This window comes from Aestuariivivens insulae, assembly GCF_022662195.1.
Classification (GTDB): domain Bacteria; phylum Bacteroidota; class Bacteroidia; order Flavobacteriales; family Flavobacteriaceae; genus Aestuariivivens; species Aestuariivivens insulae.
The window spans coordinates 18,832-40,038 of sequence record NZ_JAKMCS010000007.1; the positions used below are offsets into that span (position 1 = coordinate 18,832).

Sequence of the window (21,207 nt, forward strand, 5' to 3'; positions counted from 1 at the left end):
ATTAAAGATCATGTTGAAATTGTATAGGTATATTTTAACTTTAGTAAGTGTTGGGGTGTTTTTTAGTTGTAGCTCAGATAATGCTACAGATCCTAATGATCCAAAGTTTGATATACCTGAAGAAGGGGTATCCCTTAACTTAAATAACACGTTTCAAGTGATTGATCATTTTGGAGCTTCGGGTGGTTTTCAGGACCAATGGATTGGAAAATGGCCAGATGCTACCAGAAACCAAGCGGCTAGATTGCTTTTTAGTAATGAAACGGATACACAAGGAAATCCGCGAGGTATTGGGCTTTCACTTTGGAGAACCATTATAGGTGAAGGATCTGCAGACCAGAGTAATAGTGGATTTAAGGCTTCAAATTGGTTTCGTGAAATGGAGTGCTATTTAGCTCCAGATGGCAGTTACGACTGGACAAAGCAAGCTGGAGAGCAATGGTTTATGACAAAGGCCAAAGAGTACGGTGTGGATAAATTTACAATGTGGACTGGTTCGCCACCTTACTTCATGACCAAAAATGGCTATGTTTTTAGTACTGCCGATGTTCCAACTTTTAATTGTCAACCTGATAAATATGATGATTTTGCTAATTTCTTGGCGGATGTAGTGAAAAATTATGAGGATAAAGGTTATAATATTACAACGGTGTGTCCCTTTAACGAGACACAATACGAATGGAATGCCGAAGTAGGCAATGCTCAACAATCTGGTACGAAAGCAACTAACGCTGAAATAGCATCAGTGACCCGAATAATAGATGCAGTTTTTACGCAGAAAGGTGTAAAAGCCAAAATAATGGTGCCTGAGGCTGCGCAATTAAAATATTTGGTTGAGGGCAGTAGTAACACTACAAATCAGGTTAACGATTTTTTTAATACTTCTAGTTCGAATTATATTGGTGATTTGGTTAAACTTTCAAAAAATGTTGCAGGACATAGTTATTTCAGTAATGGAACAACAAATGAGTCTTTAAGACAACGGAAATCCCTGAGGTCAACTTTGGTAGGTTATGGTCTAGATTATTGGCAGACAGAATATAGTTTGTTGGGGACGGCGTATCAACAAAATAAAGATGTGTCTACGCTTCAAGAGATTGACTATGCGTTATGGATGAGTCGTATTATTCATACCGATTTGGTATTTGGTAATGCGGCAGGATGGAGTTTCTGGACGGCATTTAACCAGTCTACTTTTGGAGATCATCCTTTTAGGTTTAATTTAATTCTGTATCAGCCTAATTCTAACGGTCCAGCGCATACGGATGGTTCAATTACCGATAATAAATTGCTTTGGGCACTTGGTAATTTTAGCCGATTTATAAGACCTGGTATGGTTAGATTTGATGTGAAGGATCCTGATTATGGTGAAACAGCCTCGGTTGAAAATTTTATGATTTCGGGTTATAAGAGTACTACTAACAACGAGTTGGTATTGGTTTGCATCAATAACACCGATAATGTTAGAGATATCACTTTGGATAACTACGGCGAGGATTTTGAAGTGGTTAATGATAGTTTTGAAGCTTATACAACCTCTCTGGGAAGTAATTTGAGGAAGTCAACAATGAATATTGATAACATTAGAATTCCATCTAAGTCTATAGTCACGCTAAAGGCTACGCTTAAATAAAAGTATAAAGCAACACATTTTAATGAAATTAAGGATGTGGTGGAAAAGCTGCGTTATTTCCTATAGGCTACTATTGAATATTAAGAAATGAAAAATATAATGATAAGGTTTCAGAAGTTTTTTTCGCTAATGCTCATCGGATTGGTATTGGCTTGTAGTACTGGTGGTTCAACAGATCCGGATGATTCGCAATTTGATGATATAGATGATGGACCCATTGGTGGAGGACCCTCAGGAGCCGACATTACTTTAATTGTTGATGCAGCTGATGCCGTTGATATTTACCCCGATATCTTTGGGGTTAATAATGATTGGCGTCAAATACCTGATAATACGTTTTCAAATTTCGCAAATACATTAGGTAATATAGGTGCAACTGTTGTTAGATATCCTGGTGGTTGGGAGTCTGAGTTTTATGCATGGACAAGCAATACAACACCTGGTTGGGATAATACACCCTCGCAACCAGGAGCTTCGGTTACAACCTTAAAGAATCATATTTCAAATTATAGCGTTGTAATTCCTACAACGGAAGCTATGAATACCTCTGTTGGTTCATCGCAATACAATACTGCTATTTCAAATTTAAAATCAAGAGCGAAACAGGCTGTTGACGTATCAAATATAAATGCTAGGAATGGTGGACTTATAGAAATAGGTAACGAATGGTGGTTGCAATGGGCAGGAGGTGTTAGCAGAGCTCAGAAACTTGATAAGTACGTTAATATCGCTATGGATCTAACAGAATATCTAGTTGGTGAATATCCAAATCGCAAATTCAGATTACTAATAAACGGTGACTATACACAGCCTCAAGAGTTTACTACTATGAAGAATAAGTTTACTCGGGCTTATACTGAAATTGATGGGGTAGCACTGCATACATATACTGGATATAATACAACAACCCATAATATTGCCGATTTAGAGCAACGTATTAAAGATTGTGCTAATAATTTTAATCCAAATAAAAATTTTAAGTATTTATCAGAATGGATGCCATCTAGAGATTACAATGACAGAGCACTGTATATGGAAGCAGCTAATATTCTTCCTGATATTGTTCATATTTACGCAAGAGCTGGTTCTCAAGCAGCTGCTTTTTGGCCTCCTATAAACTCATCAATTCCAGGGCTAGGGTTAACAAATTGGAATTATTCAAAAGTTTTTCCCACAGGGCAGATTTTAGGTGAACTAGCCGATTCTTACAAAGGGAAATCTTTAAAAACAACCTCTAACAAATTTCATTTAGCTGCGGCTCTTCAAGACGCTAATACAATGGTGTTGTTCATTACTGGAGGAAAGGAGAATGGTAAAAAAGTGGCTGTAAAGATAAATGGTTTTACAGTTAGCTCAATACAGACAGTAGAACGATATGTGCCATTTGATTATGGTGATACTGCAGCCGCTGAACCTTATATTACTCAAACCGTTTCAGCTGAAATTAGCTCAGATAATGAGGTGGTTGTGGATGTCAATATACAAGGGTTGTATCAAATTTATAAAATTGTGGTTAAAGGAAATTAAAACAATATAATCATCCATAAATTGGGTTAAGGAGTCTATTTTTATCTTAATTATTAACCCTAAATTTGACTTGAATTTAATTGTAATTCTTTGTTATTATTAATGTTATGCCAAAAATGAATATAAAAAAACAAATTTTAAAAAATAACAATATAATACATCTTGTTAGTTTGGTTTTTTGTTTTTTTATGTCTTCGTTTTTCCTTAATGCACAAACGCTAAAAATCAATATTGATAAAAAATATAAGTTTCAAACCATTGATGGTTTTGGAGCTTCAGACGCATGGCGTTGTCAATATGTTGGTGCCCATTGGCCCGACGAAAAAAAACAGAGAATTGCTGAACTGTTATTTAGTAAAGAACTTGATGGTGATGGCAACCCGAAGGGTATTGGGCTATCCATCTGGAGATTCTATATTGGCGCTGGTACTATGGAACAAGGGGGTGCCTCTGATATAAAAAATGATTGGCGTAGAGCTGAATCGTTTGTTGATTATAAGGGGAATTATGATTGGAGTAAACAAAAGGGGCAGCAATGGTTTTTAAATGAAGCGAAAAAATTTGGAGTAGATAAGTTTTTGGCATTTTCTATATCTGCACCCGTACATTGGACCAAAAATGGCAAAGGATATAATGGAGATAATAAAGATGGGGAGATTAATCTAAAACCTGAATATTTTGATGTGTATTCCCAATTTATGGTTGAAGTTTTAAAACATTTTGACTCCAAAGGTTTAAAGTTTGCATACTTAAGTCCAATTAATGAACCGCAATGGGATTGGGAAAAGAAAACTCAAGAAGGTACACCTGCAACCAATTCGAACATTTTAGAGCTAACAAAGCTTTTAGTTAAAGATATTGAAGAAAGTAATTTGGAAACGGAAATCGTTTTGGCCGAAGCAGCAGATTTAAGATGGCTGTATTCTAGCTATGGTAAACCTGAAAGGGGAAATCAAATAGATTACTTTTTTGATGCCGAAAATAATGTTAGGGCATTGAATAATGTAAAAGGCAACATTTCTGGCCATAGTTATTTTACCACCTGGCCAGTTGATAGTTTGATTACCATTAGGCAAAAATTAAATAAACAATTATCTACTCATAATATTGATTATTGGCAAAGTGAATTCTGTATTTTAGAAAAAACAGATGATATTGGTAGTGGTCATAAGAGAGATTTAGGTATGGACACCGCGCTCTATGTGGCTCGAGTTATTCATGCTGATTTAACTTTAGCCAATGCTTCTTCATGGCAATGGTGGACAGCATTAACCAATGCCAATTTTAAAGATGGTCTTATATATCTTGATACTGGAGATGAGGAGGATTTATTCAATTTGGATAAAATGAAGTCTGATGGAGTGTTTCATGATTCAAAACTATTATGGGCATTGGGTAATTACGCTCGTTTTGTTAGACCAAATATGACGCGGGTAAAGATTGGTCTTCAAGATGATGATTCTCTGATTGATGACGATTATAATGGAATCATGTTCTCTGCTTATACAAGTCAGAAAGAATCAGAATTAGTTATAGTAGGAATCAATTATGGTAATGAACCTATTACCTTGGATTTTAAAGACTATAACATAGTTTCAAAATATGTAACATCAAAGGATAAGGATTTAGAGTTTGAGAGAGTAGTTGATAAAAAAATAACTCTAGAAGCGCGTTCTGTTAATACGTTAATTGGAAACTTCTAGAAACAAAATATATAAGAAATGAACTTTTTAAGAATCAAGTTAGTTAAGTTTGAGTTAGTTTTAGTTTTTTGTCTTTGTTTTACAACCATTCTTTTGAATGGTTGTAAAAACAAGGATAATGAGAAAAAAGAGGAAACAGAATCTAAGAAACCTAACATTGTCTTTATTCTTGCTGATGATTTAGGCGCACATGATTTAAGCTATGCAGGTAGCCAGTATTATGAAACACCTAATATTGATGCCATAGCCAAAGAAGGTGTACAGTTCACTCAAGGCTATGCTGCATGTCAAGTATGTAGTCCATCTAGAGCTAGTTTAATGACGGGGCAATACACCGCACGCCATGGTGTGACGGATTGGATTGGAGCCGCTACTGGTGAAGAATGGGGCGATTATTACAATACTAAAGTGATGCCTCCAGAATATGAACATGCTTTAGCTGATTCAACCATAACAATTGCCGAGGCCCTTAAGGCTAATGGGTATAAAACATTTTTTGCTGGAAAATGGCATCTTGGAGATGAACCTTTTTCTCCAGAGAATAATGGTTTTGATATTAATATAGGCGGTTGGGAAGTTGGAGGCCCTAAAGGAGGATACTATGCACCTTGGAGAAACCCAAAGTTAGATTATAAGTACGAAGGGGAAAACCTTACTAAGCGTCTGGCTCTAGAAACAGCAGAGTTTATTTCAGTAAATAAAGATCAGCCATTTTTCGCATACCTTTCTTTTTACGCAGTACATGGCCCTATAGAAACTACAGAGGAGAAATGGAAAAAGTACAGAGATAAGGCCGAAGCACAAGGAATTCCTGAATCTGGTTTCGAAATGGAAGCTAGATTACCCATTAGAACCGTACAGGATAATCCTGTTTATGCAGGTTTGGTAGAATCTATGGATGATGCTGTTGGTGTTGTACTTGATAAATTAAAGGAGTTAGGATTAGAGGATAATACCATTATAGTCTTCACATCAGATAATGGTGGTGTGGCAAGTGGTGACGCTTTTTCAACTACAAATTATCCGTTACGTGGCGGTAAAGGTTATCAATGGGAAGGTGGTATTAGAGAGCCTTATTTAATTAAAGCACCAATGCTAAAAAACACACCCAAGCAAATTGATTATCCAGTTTCAGGGATAGACTTCTATCCTACACTTTTAGGCTTAGCTGGTTCTGAAAAACATCCTCAACATGTTGTCGATGGAGTGAGTTTGGTGCCGCTTTTAAAAGGAGAAAGTTTAGAGACTAGGCCTTTATTCTGGCATTATCCGCATTATGGAAATCAAGGAGGAGATCCTGTGAGCATCATTAGAAAAGATCAGTATAAACTTATCCATTACTGGGAAGATGGACATGATGAACTATATAATTTAACATCAGACCCAGGTGAAGCAAAGAATATAGCAGATGAAAAACCGGAGATTGCTCAAAATTTAAGAAAGGAGCTTGATGTATACTTAGAAAGTGTAAATGCTAGAATTCCTGAAGCGTATGCTAAGTATGATGATAAGAAGGCAAAAGCCAAATATGAAGAGCGAAAAACTAAAATGAAACAACGTTTAGAAAAACAACGTATGGATTTTCTAAGTAAAAATTTTAATCCCAATAATAATTGGTACGACAGTAGTTTGAATACAAAAGATTAATAAAAAGCATAATTCAACAACTAACCAAAATAACTGAAGCATGAGAGACACTAAATTCAATTTTACATACTTACTATTTCTTGCACTAGTATCGGCTATGGGAGGATTCCTTTTTGGTTATGACTGGGTAGTTATAGGTGGTGCGAAACCGTTCTACGAGCTTTATTTTGATATTACTTCAGAGCCCACTTTACAAGGATGGGCCATGAGTAGTGCTCTTATTGGTTGTATTTTTGGAGCTGTTATCTCAGGATTTGTAGCCGATAAATTTGGTAGAAAGATACCGTTAATCTTGGCAGCTTCATTGTTCATTGTTTCTGCCTTTGGAACTGGATATGTTGATAATTTTACTCCTTTTATAATTTACAGACTCATAGGTGGTTTAGGTATTGGATTGGCTTCTACATTATCCCCCATGTACATTGCTGAAATTGCTCCTGCAAAATATCGAGGTCAGTTCGTGGCTATCAATCAGTTGACTTTAGTTATAGGAATATTGGCAGCTCAAGTAGCTAATTATTTTATAGCAGAAGCTATTCCTGAAAACAGTACACCGGAAATGATTTTAAACTCTTGGAACGGACAAACAGGTTGGCGCTGGATGTTTTGGGCAGAACTAGTATCAGCAATATTGTTTTTTATACTCATGTTTGTTGTTCCAAAGAGTCCAAGGTTTTTGGTAAAGATAAATCAGGATGAAACTGCCAAAAAAGTGTTGGCAAAAATAGGTGGAGAGACCTATGCTCAAGAAGAATTAAATAGTATTAAGTTGACTTTGCAAGAGAGTGGACATGCTAAAGTCAATATCGCTGATTTAAAATCGGCCAAAATAAAACCCATTTTGGTTATAGGCATTGTATTGGCTGTTTTCCAACAATGGTGTGGTATAAATATCATTTTCAATTACGCCGAAGAAATATTTACTGCTGCTGGTTATAGTGTAGGCGATATGTTATTCAATATAGTGATTACCGGAAGTGTCAATTTAATTTTCACACTAGTGGCTATGCGTACTGTAGATAGTTGGGGACGAAGAAAATTGATGTTGTTAGGTTCTATTGGATTAGGAGTTGTGTATTTAAATTTGGGTGGTGCTTACTTTTTCCAGTTTACAGGTTGGCCAGTATTATTATTAGTAATTACTGCTATTGCTATTTATGCCATGTCTTTAGCACCAATTACATGGGTAGTACTATCTGAAATTTTTCCTAATAAAATTAGAGGGGTTGCCATGTCTATCGCTACATTTTCTTTGTGGGTAGCATCGTTTGTTTTAACGTTTACATTCCCAATTTTAAATGATGCTTTAGGAGCTTCGGGAACCTTTTGGGTATACAGTTTAATATGTATTGTTGGGTTCTTGTTTATTAAATCAAAGTTACCCGAAACTAAAGGTAAAAGCCTTGAAGAAATAGAACTAGAATTGACAAAAGATAAGGAATAAAAAGCATGAAAAAAGTACTTGGTATATACTTGATTTTAGGGGTGTTTTTAGTTTGTAGCCCCTATAAATCTTATGCTCAAGAATTAATTGAAACAAATGATTGCCCACATTCGGTACATTACTTAGATTCCTTGAAAAGTGAACTTAAAGTTAAATGGCCAAATAACCGCACTATAAACTTAGTGTTTCATGGACATTCGGTACCAACAGGATATACTACAAGAGGTGTGTTAGATAGGTTAAATGCTTACCCTTATCGCACATTAAAAAAGGTAAATGATTTTTATCCCTATTCTGTTGTAAATACTATAACCACATCAATTGGTGGTGAACAGGCAGAACAAGGAGCTAAACGTTTTAAGGCGGAGGTTTTAATATATAAACCAGATGTTTTGTTTATTGATTATGCACTAAACGATAGAAGTATCGGCCTAGAACGTGCTAAAGTTGCTTGGGAACAAATAATTGAGGAAGCTTTGGAATACGGTACTAAAGTTATTCTATTAACTCCCACACCTGATACCAGAGAAGATATTACTGCAGATGAGGCACCACTTGCAAAACATAGCGAGCAAATAAGGGCACTTGCAAAAAAGTACAAAGTAGGCCTTGTAGATAGTTACGCTTTATTTAAAGAATTAGCTGAATCTGAGCCTCTAATTGGCTATATGTCTCAGAATAATCATATCAACCAAAAAGGACATCAGTTTGTTGCGGATGCCATTTTTGAATATTTCAAAACTTCGAATTGTGAAACCAATTAATTATAGAAATGAAGATTTTTAGTAAACATATCATTCTCCTTTTAATAGCAATAGGCTTCACTTTACACAATTGCAAAAGTGATGAAACTGCTCATATCGATTTGTCTGGAAAGTGGAATTTTAAAATTGACTCACTAGACCAAGGCGAAAAGGAAAAATGGTTCATTTTAAATTTAGAGGACAGTATTAATTTACCTGGGTCAATGCCCGAAAATGGTAAGGGTAATGATATATCGGTCAAAACTAAGTGGACGGGTAATATGTGGAACGATAGCCTTTGGTACAAGTCTGAAGACATGAAAAGGTACAGACAAGATGGTAACGTGAAAGTGTCTTTTTGGTTAACGCCTGTTAAAGATTACAAAGGAGCGGCTTGGTACCAGAAGAAAATAACCATACCAAAATCCTATGAAGGCAAAAATATTGTTTTAAATCTGGAGCGCGTACATTGGGAATCTAAAGTTTGGGTAGATGATAATAAACTGGGAATGCAGAACAGTTTAGCGACTGCCCATTATTATAATTTAGGTGAATTAGCAGCAGGAGAACATACTATATCCATTCGTGTAGACAACCGTGTAAAAAGCATCAATGTAGGTTTAGATGCCCATAGTATTTCTGATAATACTCAAACCAATTGGAATGGTATTGTTGGTGATATATCGCTTTCCGCAGTTCCAAAATTATCCATAGGAAATGTGAAATTGTATCCTAACGTTTCAGATAAAACAGTTAGAGTTACAGTTCAAATTGAAAACGGAACCGGGACAAATCAATCAGCAGAATTAACACTTCAAGCCAAGGAGAGATCAGTAAACGGACGAACTCTTGAAGTTTTAAAGGAGTCAATTCAAATTGATGATTCCAAAATAGTTGAGTTGGAGTATCCAATGGGTGATGGGACTAAACTCTGGGATGAGTTCAATCCCAATTTATACGACATGCATCTGTCTTTAAATTCTGAAAAAGGTTTAGACGAAAAAGTGGAAACTTTCGGAATGCGGGACTTTAAGGCTAATGGAACAATTTTTACTATTAATGACCGAGCACTATATCTTAGAGGAACTCTAGAATGTGCCATTTTTCCATTAACAGGATATCCACCTACAGATGTGGATTCTTGGAAACGCATCATAAACATTATTAAGGCACATGGTTTAAATCATATCCGTTTTCATTCATGGTGTCCACCCGAAGCGGCATTTGAGGCTGCCGACGAAATGGGTATTTATATTCAAGCTGAAGCATCTGCATGGAGATCCGGTCTGGGGGATGGTGAACCTGTGGATACATGGTTGTATAAGGAAGGCGAGGATATTATCAATGCTTACGGTAATCATCCGTCGTTTGTGCTCATGACTTATGGTAATGAACCGAGTGGAAAAAATCATAAGCAGTATTTAACAAAGTATGTCAATCATTTTAAAGCATTTGATAACCGCAGGTTATATACCAGTGGCGCTGGGTATCCATACCTTGAAAACATGGACTATTACAATCACCGAGGTCCAAGAATTCAGGGTTGGAACGAGAACTTAGAAAGTATCATCAATGCAAAAGCACCACAGACAGAGTTTGATTGGAGTAAGTTTATAAACAAAACACCAATGCCATATGTAAGCCATGAAATGGGGCAATGGTGCGTCTATCCTAATTTCAAAGAAATGTCGAAATATACAGGTGTTTTAAGACCTAAAAACTTCGAGATTTTCAAAGAATCGTTGGAAGAAAACGGAATGCTAAAATTAGCAGATAGCTTTTTGTTGGCATCAGGAAAATTGCAAACTCTTTGTTATAAAGCAGATATTGAAGCTGCCCTAAGAACAAAAGGAATGGCAGGTTATCAGTTATTGGATTTACATGATTTCCCAGGTCAAGGTACGGCTTTAGTGGGTATTTTAGATCCTTTTTGGGATGAAAAAGGATATACTTCACCCGAAGAATTCAAAGCATTCAGTGGTAACACCGTTCCGCTGGCGCGTTTATCAAAACGAACATTAAAAAATACAGATACACTAACCGCTAAAATTGAAATAGCTCATTTTGGGGAATATCCTTTAAAAGAAGTAACTCCAAAATGGGAATTAATTCAAAAAGATGGCAGTGTTTTTTCCCAAGGAGAATTGGATAAAACGGATATTTCAATAGGTAGCGGTATTCAATTAGGTGTTGTAAATCAACCTTTAAATACTATTACAAAAGCACAAAAACTAACCTTAAATGTAACTGTTGGTGATTTTAAAAACAGTTGGGATGTTTGGGTGTATCCTGCGAAGAAAGAGCCTATTGAAAATGAGGATGAAATACTGGTGGTGAGCAAATTAGATGCAAAAACCATCAGCTATTTGGAAAATGGGGGTAATGTGCTTTTAAACATTAATGAAGGTGATATTGCGCCCGAAAAAGGAGGTGATATTGGTATTGGTTTTTCAAGTATTTTTTGGAATACCTCTTGGACGAATGAACAGAAACCGCACACCTTGGGGATTTTATGTAACCCACAGCATCCAGGTTTATCCAACTTCCCAACAGAATACCATTCCAATTGGCAATGGTGGGATGCCATGAGTCATTCCAATGCTATTGTTTTTGACGATTTACCTGAATTAAATCCTATTGTAAGAGTTATTGACGATTGGTTTAAAAATAGAAAACTCGCTTTAATTTTTGAAGTAAAAGTTGGTAAAGGAAAGTTGATTTTTTCAGGAATTGACCTGCATACAGATTTAGAAAATAGACTGGAAGCTCAACAGTTATTATACAGTTTAAAAACATATATGACCAGTCAGGATTTTAATCCTAAAAACGAATTAAAAATTAGTCAGCTAAAAGCACTATTAACCTATTAGAAACAAACAAACTAAGCATAAAATTTAAAGATTATGAATACAGTAAAAGCTTGGCACGAGAGAGTAACCATTCCTACATACGAGGTAGGGACACCAGAGAAATATCCAGTTTTTTTAGAAAAACGCGTATATCAAGCGAGTAGTGGTGCAGTATATCCAAATCCTGTTATTGAAAAAATCAGTGACGAGAAGGTGGATAAGCAATGGGATGCCATTTTTATTGAAAATGATTACATCAAATTAATGATTTTGCCAGCTTTAGGTGGGCGAATCCAAAGAGCGTATGATAAGATTCGTGAGCGCGATTTTGTCTACTATAATCATGTTATCAAACCAGCTTTGGTGGGGTTAACAGGGCCTTGGATTTCTGGTGGTATTGAGTTTAACTGGCCACAACACCATAGACCAAGTACTTACGACCCAACAGATTTTTATATTGAAGACAATGAAGATGGTAGTAAAACCGTTTGGGTAAGTGAGTTGGAGCGTATGTTCCGTACTAAAGGGATGGCTGGTTTTACCTTACACCCTGATAAGGCATATATTGAAATTAAAGCACATTTGTATAATAGAACACCGCACCCTCAAACCTTTTTGTGGTGGGCAAATCCTGCTGTGGCGGTTAATGACCATTACCAGTCTGTTTTTCCACCTGATGTAAATGCCGTGTTTGATCACGGTAAGCGTGATGTATCGGAATTTCCAATTGCTAAAGGCGAATATTATAAAGTAGACTATTCACCAGGAACCGATATATCTAGATATAAGAATATCCCAGTACCAACAAGCTATATGGCCATCACTTCAAAATACGATTTTGTGGGAGGTTACGAAAATGATTCAAAAGGTGGATTGCTTCATGTGGCAGACCATAATGTGTCTCCTGGGAAAAAACAATGGACTTGGGGTAACGGAGAATTTGGTAAAGCTTGGGACAGAAACTTAACTGATGAAGACGGACCCTACATCGAATTGATGTGTGGGGTTTATACCGATAACCAACCAGATTTCTCATGGATGCATCCGTATGAAGAGAAGAGTTTTAAGCAATATTTTATGCCTTATTACAACGTGGGCGTTGTAAAGAATGCAACTAAAGAGGCCTTAGTAAACCTTGAAATGGTAGATGGTAAAGCACAGGTTAAAGTATATGTTACTTCTACATACGATAATTGTGTTATCACATTAAGTGCTAACGGTAAAGTGTTGCATGAAGAGGTGTTAGATCTCTCTCCTGAAGTTGGTTTTGAAAAAATGATTGACATTGGATCTAATATATTTGATGATTTACAAATTTCAGTGAATGATAGTGCAGGCAATGTTTTAGTGGCTTGGGAGCCAGATAAATATTTGTCAGATGAAATTCCTGAACCAGCTAAAGCGGCTAAAGACCCTAAGGATATTGAAACTATTGAGGGCTTGTATTTAAGAGGACTGCATTTAGAGCAATACAGACATGCTACTTTTGTGGCTAAAGACTATTATGAAGAAGCCTTAAGACGCTCACCAAAAGACGTACGTAACAACAATGCTATGGGGCTTTGGTATATGCGTAAAGGGCAATTGGAAAAAGCTATCGGGTATTTTGATACTGCTATTGAAACCTTGACTAGCCACAATCCAAATCCTTATGACGGCGAGCCTTATTTTAACAAAGGTATGGCCTTGAGTTATTTAGGTAAAAAAGAAGAAGCTTATGCTAGTTTCTTTAAAGCCTGTTGGAATGCCCAATGGCAAGATGCGGGTTATTTCAATTTAGCACAAATAGATTGCTCAAGAGGTGATTTGGAAAAAGCTATGGATTTGGTAGACAGAGCTTTAATAAAAAACTGGCGTAACCATAAAGCAAGACACCTAAAAACCATTTTGCTTAGAAAAACTGGTAAGATTGAAGAGGCTAAACAGTTAATAGAAGCTTCTTTAGCTATTGATAAATTCAATTTTGGGGTACTTTATGAAAAGTACATCTTGTCTAATGCTGATGAAGATTTGAAAGCTTTTAAGGATATCCTTAGAAATTATGCTCATAATTACATTGAGTTCTCTTTAGATTATGCTATGGCAGGTCAATTTGATGAAGCAGTTGCCTTATTAAAATTGTATACCGATGCTAATAGTGAAGTGTACCCAATGGTATACTATTTCATGGGATGGTATTTAGACCAGAAAGGGGATAGTAGTAGTGCTCTAGAAGCTTACAAAAAAGCGTCAAAAATGCCAGATACTTATTGTTTTCCAAATAAAGTAGAGGAAGTTAGAGCACTTCAATCTGCATGTAAAGCCAATCCGTCAGACGCAAAAGCATTTTATTATTTGGGTAATTTCTGGTATGCCAACAGACAATACAAAGAAGCACAAGCGTGCTGGGAAACTTCAGTAAAACTAGACGATAGTTTCGCAATTACGCATCGTAATTTAGCTTTGTTGTATTATAACAAAACCAATCAAAAAGAATTGGCAGTGATGCATTTAGAGAAAGCTTTCCAATTGGATAATAACGATGCTAGACTGTTGATGGAATTAGATCAATTGTACAAAAAGATTAATGTGTCAATTGATAAGCGTTTGGCACTGTTAGAAGCATATATTGATTTAACTAACTCTAGAGATGATTTGTACTTAGAACGTATTGCGCTTTATAACTTGAAAGGCGATTTTGAAAAAGCAAAAGCTTTGATAGATAAACGTCAATTCCATCCATGGGAAGGTGGCGAAGGCAAAGTACCTTTTCAATATCTAACAAGTAATATAGAACTTGCAAAAAAATATATCTATGTAAAGAATTATGAAGACGCTATTGAACTTTTAATGCAGTCTAAAGATTATCCTCATAATCTAGGTGAAGGTAAATTACATGGTACGGTTGAAAATGATATTGATTACTGGTTAGGATGTGCCTATGAAGGTCTTGGTGAAGATGACAAAGCCAAAGCTTATCTCGAATTAGCTTCGAAGGGATTGAGTGACCCAAGTCCAGCAATTTTTTATAACGACCAGCAACCCGATAAAATTTTCTATCAAGGACTGGCATTACAAAAACTAGGCAGAATGGACGAAGCCAATACCCGGTTTGATAATTTGTTAAATTATGGAAAAACCCATATAAATGACAATGTTAAATTGGATTATTTTGCTATTTCTTTACCTGATTTATTGATTTGGGAAGAAGATTTGAATGTCATTAATAAGATTCATTGTAATTATATGATTGGTTTGGGACAGTTAGGTAAAGGCGAGGATTGTAAAGCCACAGAAGCTTTCACCAAAGTTACTGATACCAATTCGTCGCATATTCCAGCGCATATTCATCAAGCACTAGTTGGTGTTAAATATTAATAGTAAAAAGGAGATGAAATTGTCAGCTCTCATCAAGAGTATAGTGTTTAGCACTTTGTTTTGTATAGCGTTTCAAGCTTGCGCCCAAAGTACTCATCCTAATATTGTGATCATATATGTTGACGATTTGGGCTATGGCGACATTGGCGTAAATGGTGCTATTGGGGTGGAAACACCTCACATAGACACACTGGCCAAAAATGGGCTAAATTTTACAGATGCGCATTGTTCTGCATCAACCTGTACACCGTCGAGATATTCTTTGTTAACAGGAAGTTATGCCTTTCGGAATAAGGCTGAAATTTTAGAAGGCGATGCACCATTAATAATAGACCCCAATATAGAAACCTTACCAAAGATGCTAAAAAAAGCAGGTTACAGAACGGGGGTGGTTGGTAAATGGCATTTAGGGCTAGGAAAGGGTAAAATCAATTGGAATAGAAAGATACCGTTAGGCCCTGAAGAAGTTGGATTTGATTATAGTTTTTTAATTCCGGCTACGGGAGATAGGGTACCCTGTGTGTTTTTAGAAAACCAAAAAGTTGTTGGTTTAGATCCTAACGACCCAATAACAGTAAGCTATGGAGCTAAAATAGAAGGTTATCCTTGGGGCTTTCAGCATCCTGAACTTTTAAAACAACATACAGACCCTTACCATCAAGGAGCCGTAATCAATGGTATTAGCAGAATTGGTTATATGAAAGGTGGGAAAGATGCCCTGTGGGTAGATGAGGAATTTCCTTATGTACTTACGGATAAAGCAAAAGCCTTTATAGACGCTAGTAATGATAAACCCTTCTTTCTCTATTTTTCGTTACATGATATTCATCAACCCAGAGTCGCCAATATCAAATTTGTAGAAAGCAGTACCATGGGACCTCGTGGCGATGTAATAGCCCAAATGGACTGGTGTGTAGGTCAAATTAAAGAAGCACTCGAAAAACAGGGGTTGCTGGAGAATACCCTAATTATTTTTACAAGTGATAATGGCCCTATCTTAGATGATGGTTATTTTGATTATGCAAGGGAATTGGTAGGTGACCACAAACCGGGAGGTATCTACAGAGGTAGTAAATACTCAGCTTATGAGGCTGGAACACGAATGCCCACTATTGTACATTGGCCAAAGGAAGTTAAACCTGGTACAAGTTCTGCATTGTTGTCCCAAGTTGATTTGTATGCGTCTTTAGCTTACTTAGTTAATCAAAAGATTGAAAAAGGTGATGCTGTAGATAGTCAAAATTTTATGGATGCTTGGTTAGGAAAATCCGATAAAGGGCGCAAATTTTTGTTGGAAGAGTCATACACTTTTGGTTTTAGAATGGATAATTGGAAATACATTAAACCTAAAGCTCAACCTGTACCAAATTGGATAGTGCAGAAGTTTGTTGACCCCGGGTTTAGAACAGAACCACAGTTATTTAATTTAGACGAAGACCCTTCTGAAGAAAAAAATTTGGCAAGCGAGTATCCAGAAATCGTAGCTAAAATGGAGGCGAAATTAAAAGAAATTCTATGTGATAAGTAACTTATGAAAACACTGCTTTATATATCGTGTCTGCTGACTTTGCTATCATGCAAAACTCAGGATAAACCTAATATTCTTTGGATAACCATTGAGGATACATCGCCTCAATTCATTGGGTGTTATGGCAATACAAATGCTAGTACACCAGTAATTGATAAACTAGCAGACGAAGGTGTTCGTTTTACTAATGCGTTTTCTACGGGTACCGTATGTTCTCCAAGTAGATCATCTATAATTACGGCAGTACCAACCTACAAAATGGGTACAGGGCATCAAAGGAGTCAGTATCCAATTCCAGATTTTATCAAAGGGTTTCCTTATTATCTCAAGCAATTAGGGTATTACACCACCAATAATTCTAAAACAGATTATAATATCGCCAACGAAAAAGATTTTGTAAAAGAGGCTTGGGATGAAAGTTCCAACAAAGCAACTTGGAAAGATAGGGCGGAAGGGCAACCCTTCTTTGCAGTATTTAATTTTGCAGAATCGCATCAGTCACGAACTATGTCGTGGACCTTTAAGCAATATGAAAAACATGTTTGGAATCATCTGCCTGAAGAAGATAGAATTGCAGACGATGCTTTTGATATGCCTCCTTTTTATAACGATACCCCAGAAATGCGTAAACAATTTGCTAGGGTATACAATTCAATTAAATTAACTGACAATAAAATAGGTGAGTTATTGCAGAAGCTAGAAGACGATGGTTTAAAGGATGATACCATTATTTTCTTTTATGCAGATCATGGTGAGGGTATTCCAAGGGCCAAAACCACTGGGATTAACTTAGGATATCGGGTGCCATTTGTAGTTTGGTTTCCAGAAAAATTCAAACATTTATCACCTTGGGAGACGGGAAGTATAACTGATGAACTTATCAGTTTTGAAGATTTAGGGCCTACTATGATTGACCTGTTGGGAGGTGAGATTCCAGAACAAATGAATGGCAGATCATTTTTTAAGAAAGACTCAGAAGCACAGCCTAAATATCTATCACTTTCAACAGATAGGGTGGATAATGGTTTAGACCTAGTACGAAGTGTTACCGATGGCAGGTTTGTGTATTCAAGAAACTTTATGCCATTTATACCAGAAGTGCGATATATTAATTATTTGGAGATTGCAGATATTACCAAACACATGCGTAACGATTTAAAGCATGGTAAACTCAATGAATTTCAATCTCGCATTTTTGATGAGCGTCCTTACGAGGTGTTGTATGATATTGAAAATGACATTTGGGAGGAACATAACTTAGCAGAAAACCCAAAATACAAGTCCGTTTTAGAGGGTATGCGACAGTTTTTAGATAGCACCCTTTTAAAGTCGAAGGATATATTATTTATACCCGAGTATGATATAGCTAGAATATCAGAAACGCAAACACCATATGAGTATCGTTTGCAGGATGATTATGATTTTGATGAGATATATAAAGTAGCCTCATTATCGGGTAAAAAAAGTGAACAAGTAGTGAAAGCTCAAATAGAATTACTAAAGCATGAAGATAAATTTGTAAGATATTGGGCAAGTATAGGGTTAATGTCCCAAAATAAAGTGGTATTGCAACCCTTTCAAAAGGAGTTGAGTGAAGCTCTTCAGGATGTGTACCCTCCTGTTTCTATTACCATTTCGGCTATTTTATATAATAAGTTTGAAAGTAAAACCGCTTCTGAGGTCTTAAGTAACTTTGCTAAAAATAACAATTGGCACTTGTCTTTAATAGCTGTTAATAATATGCTTTATTTTCAAGAGAGAGCACCATTTGAAACTACAATTGAAGAATTATTACAAAATCCTAAACTTAATTCGCACGTTAAAAACGCTTGCTTCGATTTTGTGGAAAGTCAAAGACTAAGAAAGGAGATCTGAGCTTTAAAACCACTAAACTAAAACATACAAATGATGAGATTATTTCAAACCACAATTATATTTTTTTTACTCGTATTAAGTGCTTGTGCACCAAAGTTAGAACGTATTGATTTGTCTGGAGAGTGGCAGGTAAAGTTAGATTCTACCAATGTAGGGATGCAAGAGAATTGGGCTTCATCTAAAATTGATGGCACAATAATTAGATTGCCAGGTACTTTAGATGACGCAGGATTAGGAACTCCAAATACTTTGGAGCCAGCCATTAATAACTATGTGATGTCTAATTTGGCAAGAAAGCACCAATACATTGGCAAAGCATGGTATCAAAAGGAAATTGATGTTCCAAGTAATTGGAAAGATGATGCCATTACGCTAATTTTAGAACGTGTGCTTTGGGAATCTACTGTTTACATTGATGGCAAAAAAATGGGGTCTGCAAATAGCTTGGTTGGAACGCATGTTTTCAAACTAAAGGATTTAAGCCCAGGAAAGCACATGCTTACTATTGTGATAGATAATTCAAATAAGTTTCCGGATATTAACGTTGCTGGTAGCAAATATCCAGATAAGATTAATAAAGATATGGCGCATGCCTATACCAACCATACCCAAATTAAATGGAACGGTATTTTGGGTGATATCGTTTTAAAGGCTTCAAGTAATAATGATCCAGCTGATCTTCAAGTGTATCCGAATAAAGATTTAGATAAATTAAAAATCACCTTTAATCAACCAGTTCCTGAAGCAAATGCTGTGCAGTTGGTGATTAAAACGATTGATGGAAAGGCTGTTTATAGCAAAAGTGTTAAAGCTTCTGTTTCTAATCAAAATCAATATACATTGGAGATTGATAAACCAGAAGGCGTTGAATTATGGGATGAGTTTAATCCTAAATTATATGATGTTTTTGTAACCACATCAACTGGAACGGTTAATGCGCGATTTGGATATAAGTTTATAAGTAATGAAAACGGAAATCTTGCACTTAATGGAAGACGCATTTTTTTGCGTGGAAATTTAGAGTGCGTTATTTTTCCGCTAACAGGATACCCACCTACTAAGAAAGCGGATTGGGCCAAACTCATCGGTCAAGCTAAAGACTATGGATTAAATCATCTCCGTTTTCATTCTTGGTGCCCTCCAAAAGCGGCATTTGAGGCTGCAGATGAAGCGGGTTTTTATTTCCAGATAGAACTGCCACATTGGAGTTTAAAATTTGGTGAAGATGTTAAAACTGTAACTTTTTTAAAATCTGAAGCGCATAAAATCATAAAAGATTATGGGAATCATCCATCCTTTATTTTTATGGCAATGGGTAACGAACTGCAAGGTGATATGGAGCAACTTAATAGTTTTGTTGCAGAATTAAAACCGTTGGACAATAGACGTTTATATGCGACAACAGCTTTTTCATTTCAACGCCCAGCAGGAACACGTCCTGAACCCGAAGATGAATTTTTTATAGCGCAGTGGACTAAAAACGGATGGATTCGTGGTCAAGGTATTTTTAATGCTAAACCACCTCATTTTGATGCCGATTTTACAGCTGGAGCTGAATTTGTTGAAATTCCGTTAGTATCGCATGAAATTGGACAGTATTCTGTTTATCCTGATATGAGCGAAATTGAAAAATATACCGGCGTTTTAGAACCACTTAATTTTATAGCTGTAAGAAATGATTTGGAGAAAAAAGGTCTTTTAGAATTAGCTCCAGATTTTACCTATAACTCAGGAAAATTAGCATCCATTTTATATAAAGAAGAGATTGAGCGAGCTATGAAAACACCAAGTTTTGATGGTTTTCAATTATTACAATTGCAAGATTTTCCTGGGCAAGGTACAGCACTTGTAGGTTTGTTAAATGCCTTTTGGGAATCAAAAGGTGTGATTTCAGCAGAAGAATTTAGGCAATTCAATAGCGAGTTGGTGCCTCTTTTAAGGTTTGAAAAAGCTGTTTACGAAAACGGTGAAACGCTCAAAGCCTTAATTGAGGTGGCAAATTTCTTTAAACCCTTAAATAATCAAAATATAAATTGGAGTATTAGCGACGAAGCAGGAAAGGTGTTAAGTAATTCCAAAATTCAAGGTTCCAATTTAACCATTGGTAACAATGCCAATTTAGGGGAAATAGCTTTTGAAGTTAATACGCAGACAGCTAAAAAGCTTAAGGTAGAAGTGAGTTTAGAAGGCACCAAATACAAAAATTCATGGAACATTTGGGTATACCCTAAAACAGTTGATTTATCAAAAAATGGTATCGTGGTAACCTCGTCTTTTGTTGTTGCCGAGCAAGCTCTTAATCAAGGTAAGAAAGTACTGTTTAATCCTGATTTTAAAACACTAAAAGGTATAGAAGGAAGATTTGTGCCAGTGTTTTGGAGTCCGGTTCATTTTCCTAATCAGCCTGCTACAATGGGATTAATGGTGGATGTTGAACATCCTGCGTTAAATGATTTTCCAACTGATACCCATACCGATTGGCAGTGGTGGGATCTATGCATTAATTCGAAATCTGTTATTACGGACTCTTTAGATGTAACGCCAATAGTGCGTGTAATAGATAATTTTGTTACCAATCATCATTTGGCTAACGTTTTTGAGGCCAAAGTAGGTAGTGGTCTGTTAGTGTTTTCATCTATTGACCTTACATCTAACTTAATCGATCGGCCAGTTGCCAGGCAGCTACGTAATAGTTTACTGGAGTATATGGAAAGTGATGCTTTTAAGCCTTCAAAGACTATAACAATTGAAGACTTGGAAAAAATGAAATTAGTTAAAAAACAAAATAGCTTTTCGACTAAAGATATTTATGATTAGTTGAAATATTTTATTAACAAACATGCTAACTCGGGTGTTCGTTAAATGATGTGGTTTTGTCCATAATAATTAATAGGGTGGAGT

11 protein-coding genes are annotated in these 21,207 nt (G+C 36.1%); all 11 read left to right on the forward strand.

The features are described 5' to 3' along the window. Window positions 1-10 precede the first annotated feature (10 nt). Complete coding sequence (locus tag MR062_RS10065) at window positions 11-1,633, forward strand: glycoside hydrolase (RefSeq protein WP_242204030.1); 1,623 nt, start codon at window positions 11-13, stop codon at window positions 1,631-1,633. Between the two features lie 87 nt (window positions 1,634-1,720). Beyond that, window positions 1,721-3,160: a hypothetical protein gene (locus MR062_RS10070; RefSeq protein WP_242204031.1), complete on the forward strand. Its 1,440-nt coding sequence runs from the start codon at window positions 1,721-1,723 to the stop codon at window positions 3,158-3,160. Between the two features lie 188 nt (window positions 3,161-3,348). Beyond that, window positions 3,349-4,863, forward strand: coding sequence for a glycoside hydrolase (locus MR062_RS10075; RefSeq protein WP_242204032.1), 1,515 nt, complete (start codon window positions 3,349-3,351; stop codon window positions 4,861-4,863). A 93-nt stretch (window positions 4,864-4,956) separates the two neighbouring features. Beyond that, complete coding sequence (locus MR062_RS10080; protein ID WP_242204033.1) at window positions 4,957-6,510, forward strand: sulfatase; 1,554 nt, start codon at window positions 4,957-4,959, stop codon at window positions 6,508-6,510. Window positions 6,511-6,550: 40 nt separating this feature from the next. Beyond that, entirely contained in the window at window positions 6,551-7,954 is a 1,404-nt protein-coding gene (locus MR062_RS10085) for a sugar porter family MFS transporter (RefSeq protein WP_242204034.1), read from the forward strand. A 5-nt stretch (window positions 7,955-7,959) separates the two neighbouring features. Beyond that, window positions 7,960-8,718 (forward strand): SGNH/GDSL hydrolase family protein, encoded by a 759-nt coding sequence (locus MR062_RS10090; RefSeq protein WP_242204035.1) that lies wholly within the window; start codon window positions 7,960-7,962, stop codon window positions 8,716-8,718. Between the two features lie 8 nt (window positions 8,719-8,726). Continuing rightward, window positions 8,727-11,567: a sugar-binding domain-containing protein gene (locus MR062_RS10095; RefSeq protein WP_242204036.1), complete on the forward strand. Its 2,841-nt coding sequence runs from the start codon at window positions 8,727-8,729 to the stop codon at window positions 11,565-11,567. Window positions 11,568-11,600: 33 nt separating this feature from the next. Then, window positions 11,601-14,903: a DUF5107 domain-containing protein gene (locus MR062_RS10100; protein ID WP_242204037.1), complete on the forward strand. Its 3,303-nt coding sequence runs from the start codon at window positions 11,601-11,603 to the stop codon at window positions 14,901-14,903. Between the two features lie 13 nt (window positions 14,904-14,916). Continuing rightward, complete coding sequence (locus MR062_RS10105; RefSeq protein ID WP_242204038.1) at window positions 14,917-16,431, forward strand: sulfatase family protein; 1,515 nt, start codon at window positions 14,917-14,919, stop codon at window positions 16,429-16,431. Between the two features lie 3 nt (window positions 16,432-16,434). Then, complete coding sequence (locus MR062_RS10110; protein WP_242204039.1) at window positions 16,435-18,306, forward strand: sulfatase family protein; 1,872 nt, start codon at window positions 16,435-16,437, stop codon at window positions 18,304-18,306. A 30-nt stretch (window positions 18,307-18,336) separates the two neighbouring features. Continuing rightward, window positions 18,337-21,123, forward strand: coding sequence for a sugar-binding domain-containing protein (locus MR062_RS10115; protein WP_242204040.1), 2,787 nt, complete (start codon window positions 18,337-18,339; stop codon window positions 21,121-21,123). The last annotated feature ends 84 nt before the right edge of the window (window positions 21,124-21,207 follow it).

What these genes read in the sequence shown, in the direction of transcription:
- MR062_RS10065 (WP_242204030.1), top strand. Translation starts at nt 11, where the DNA reads ATGTTGAAATTGTATAGGTATATTTTAACTTTAGTAAGTGTTGGGGTG.
- MR062_RS10070 (WP_242204031.1), top strand. Translation starts at nt 1,721, where the DNA reads ATGAAAAATATAATGATAAGGTTTCAGAAGTTTTTTTCGCTAATGCTC.
- MR062_RS10075 (WP_242204032.1), top strand. Translation starts at nt 3,349, where the DNA reads ATGTCTTCGTTTTTCCTTAATGCACAAACGCTAAAAATCAATATTGAT.
- MR062_RS10085 (WP_242204034.1), top strand. Translation starts at nt 6,551, where the DNA reads ATGAGAGACACTAAATTCAATTTTACATACTTACTATTTCTTGCACTA.
- MR062_RS10090 (WP_242204035.1), top strand. Translation starts at nt 7,960, where the DNA reads ATGAAAAAAGTACTTGGTATATACTTGATTTTAGGGGTGTTTTTAGTT.
- MR062_RS10095 (WP_242204036.1), top strand. Translation starts at nt 8,727, where the DNA reads ATGAAGATTTTTAGTAAACATATCATTCTCCTTTTAATAGCAATAGGC.
- MR062_RS10100 (WP_242204037.1), top strand. Translation starts at nt 11,601, where the DNA reads ATGAATACAGTAAAAGCTTGGCACGAGAGAGTAACCATTCCTACATAC.
- MR062_RS10105 (WP_242204038.1), top strand. Translation starts at nt 14,917, where the DNA reads ATGAAATTGTCAGCTCTCATCAAGAGTATAGTGTTTAGCACTTTGTTT.
- MR062_RS10110 (WP_242204039.1), top strand. Translation starts at nt 16,435, where the DNA reads ATGAAAACACTGCTTTATATATCGTGTCTGCTGACTTTGCTATCATGC.
- MR062_RS10115 (WP_242204040.1), top strand. Translation starts at nt 18,337, where the DNA reads ATGATGAGATTATTTCAAACCACAATTATATTTTTTTTACTCGTATTA.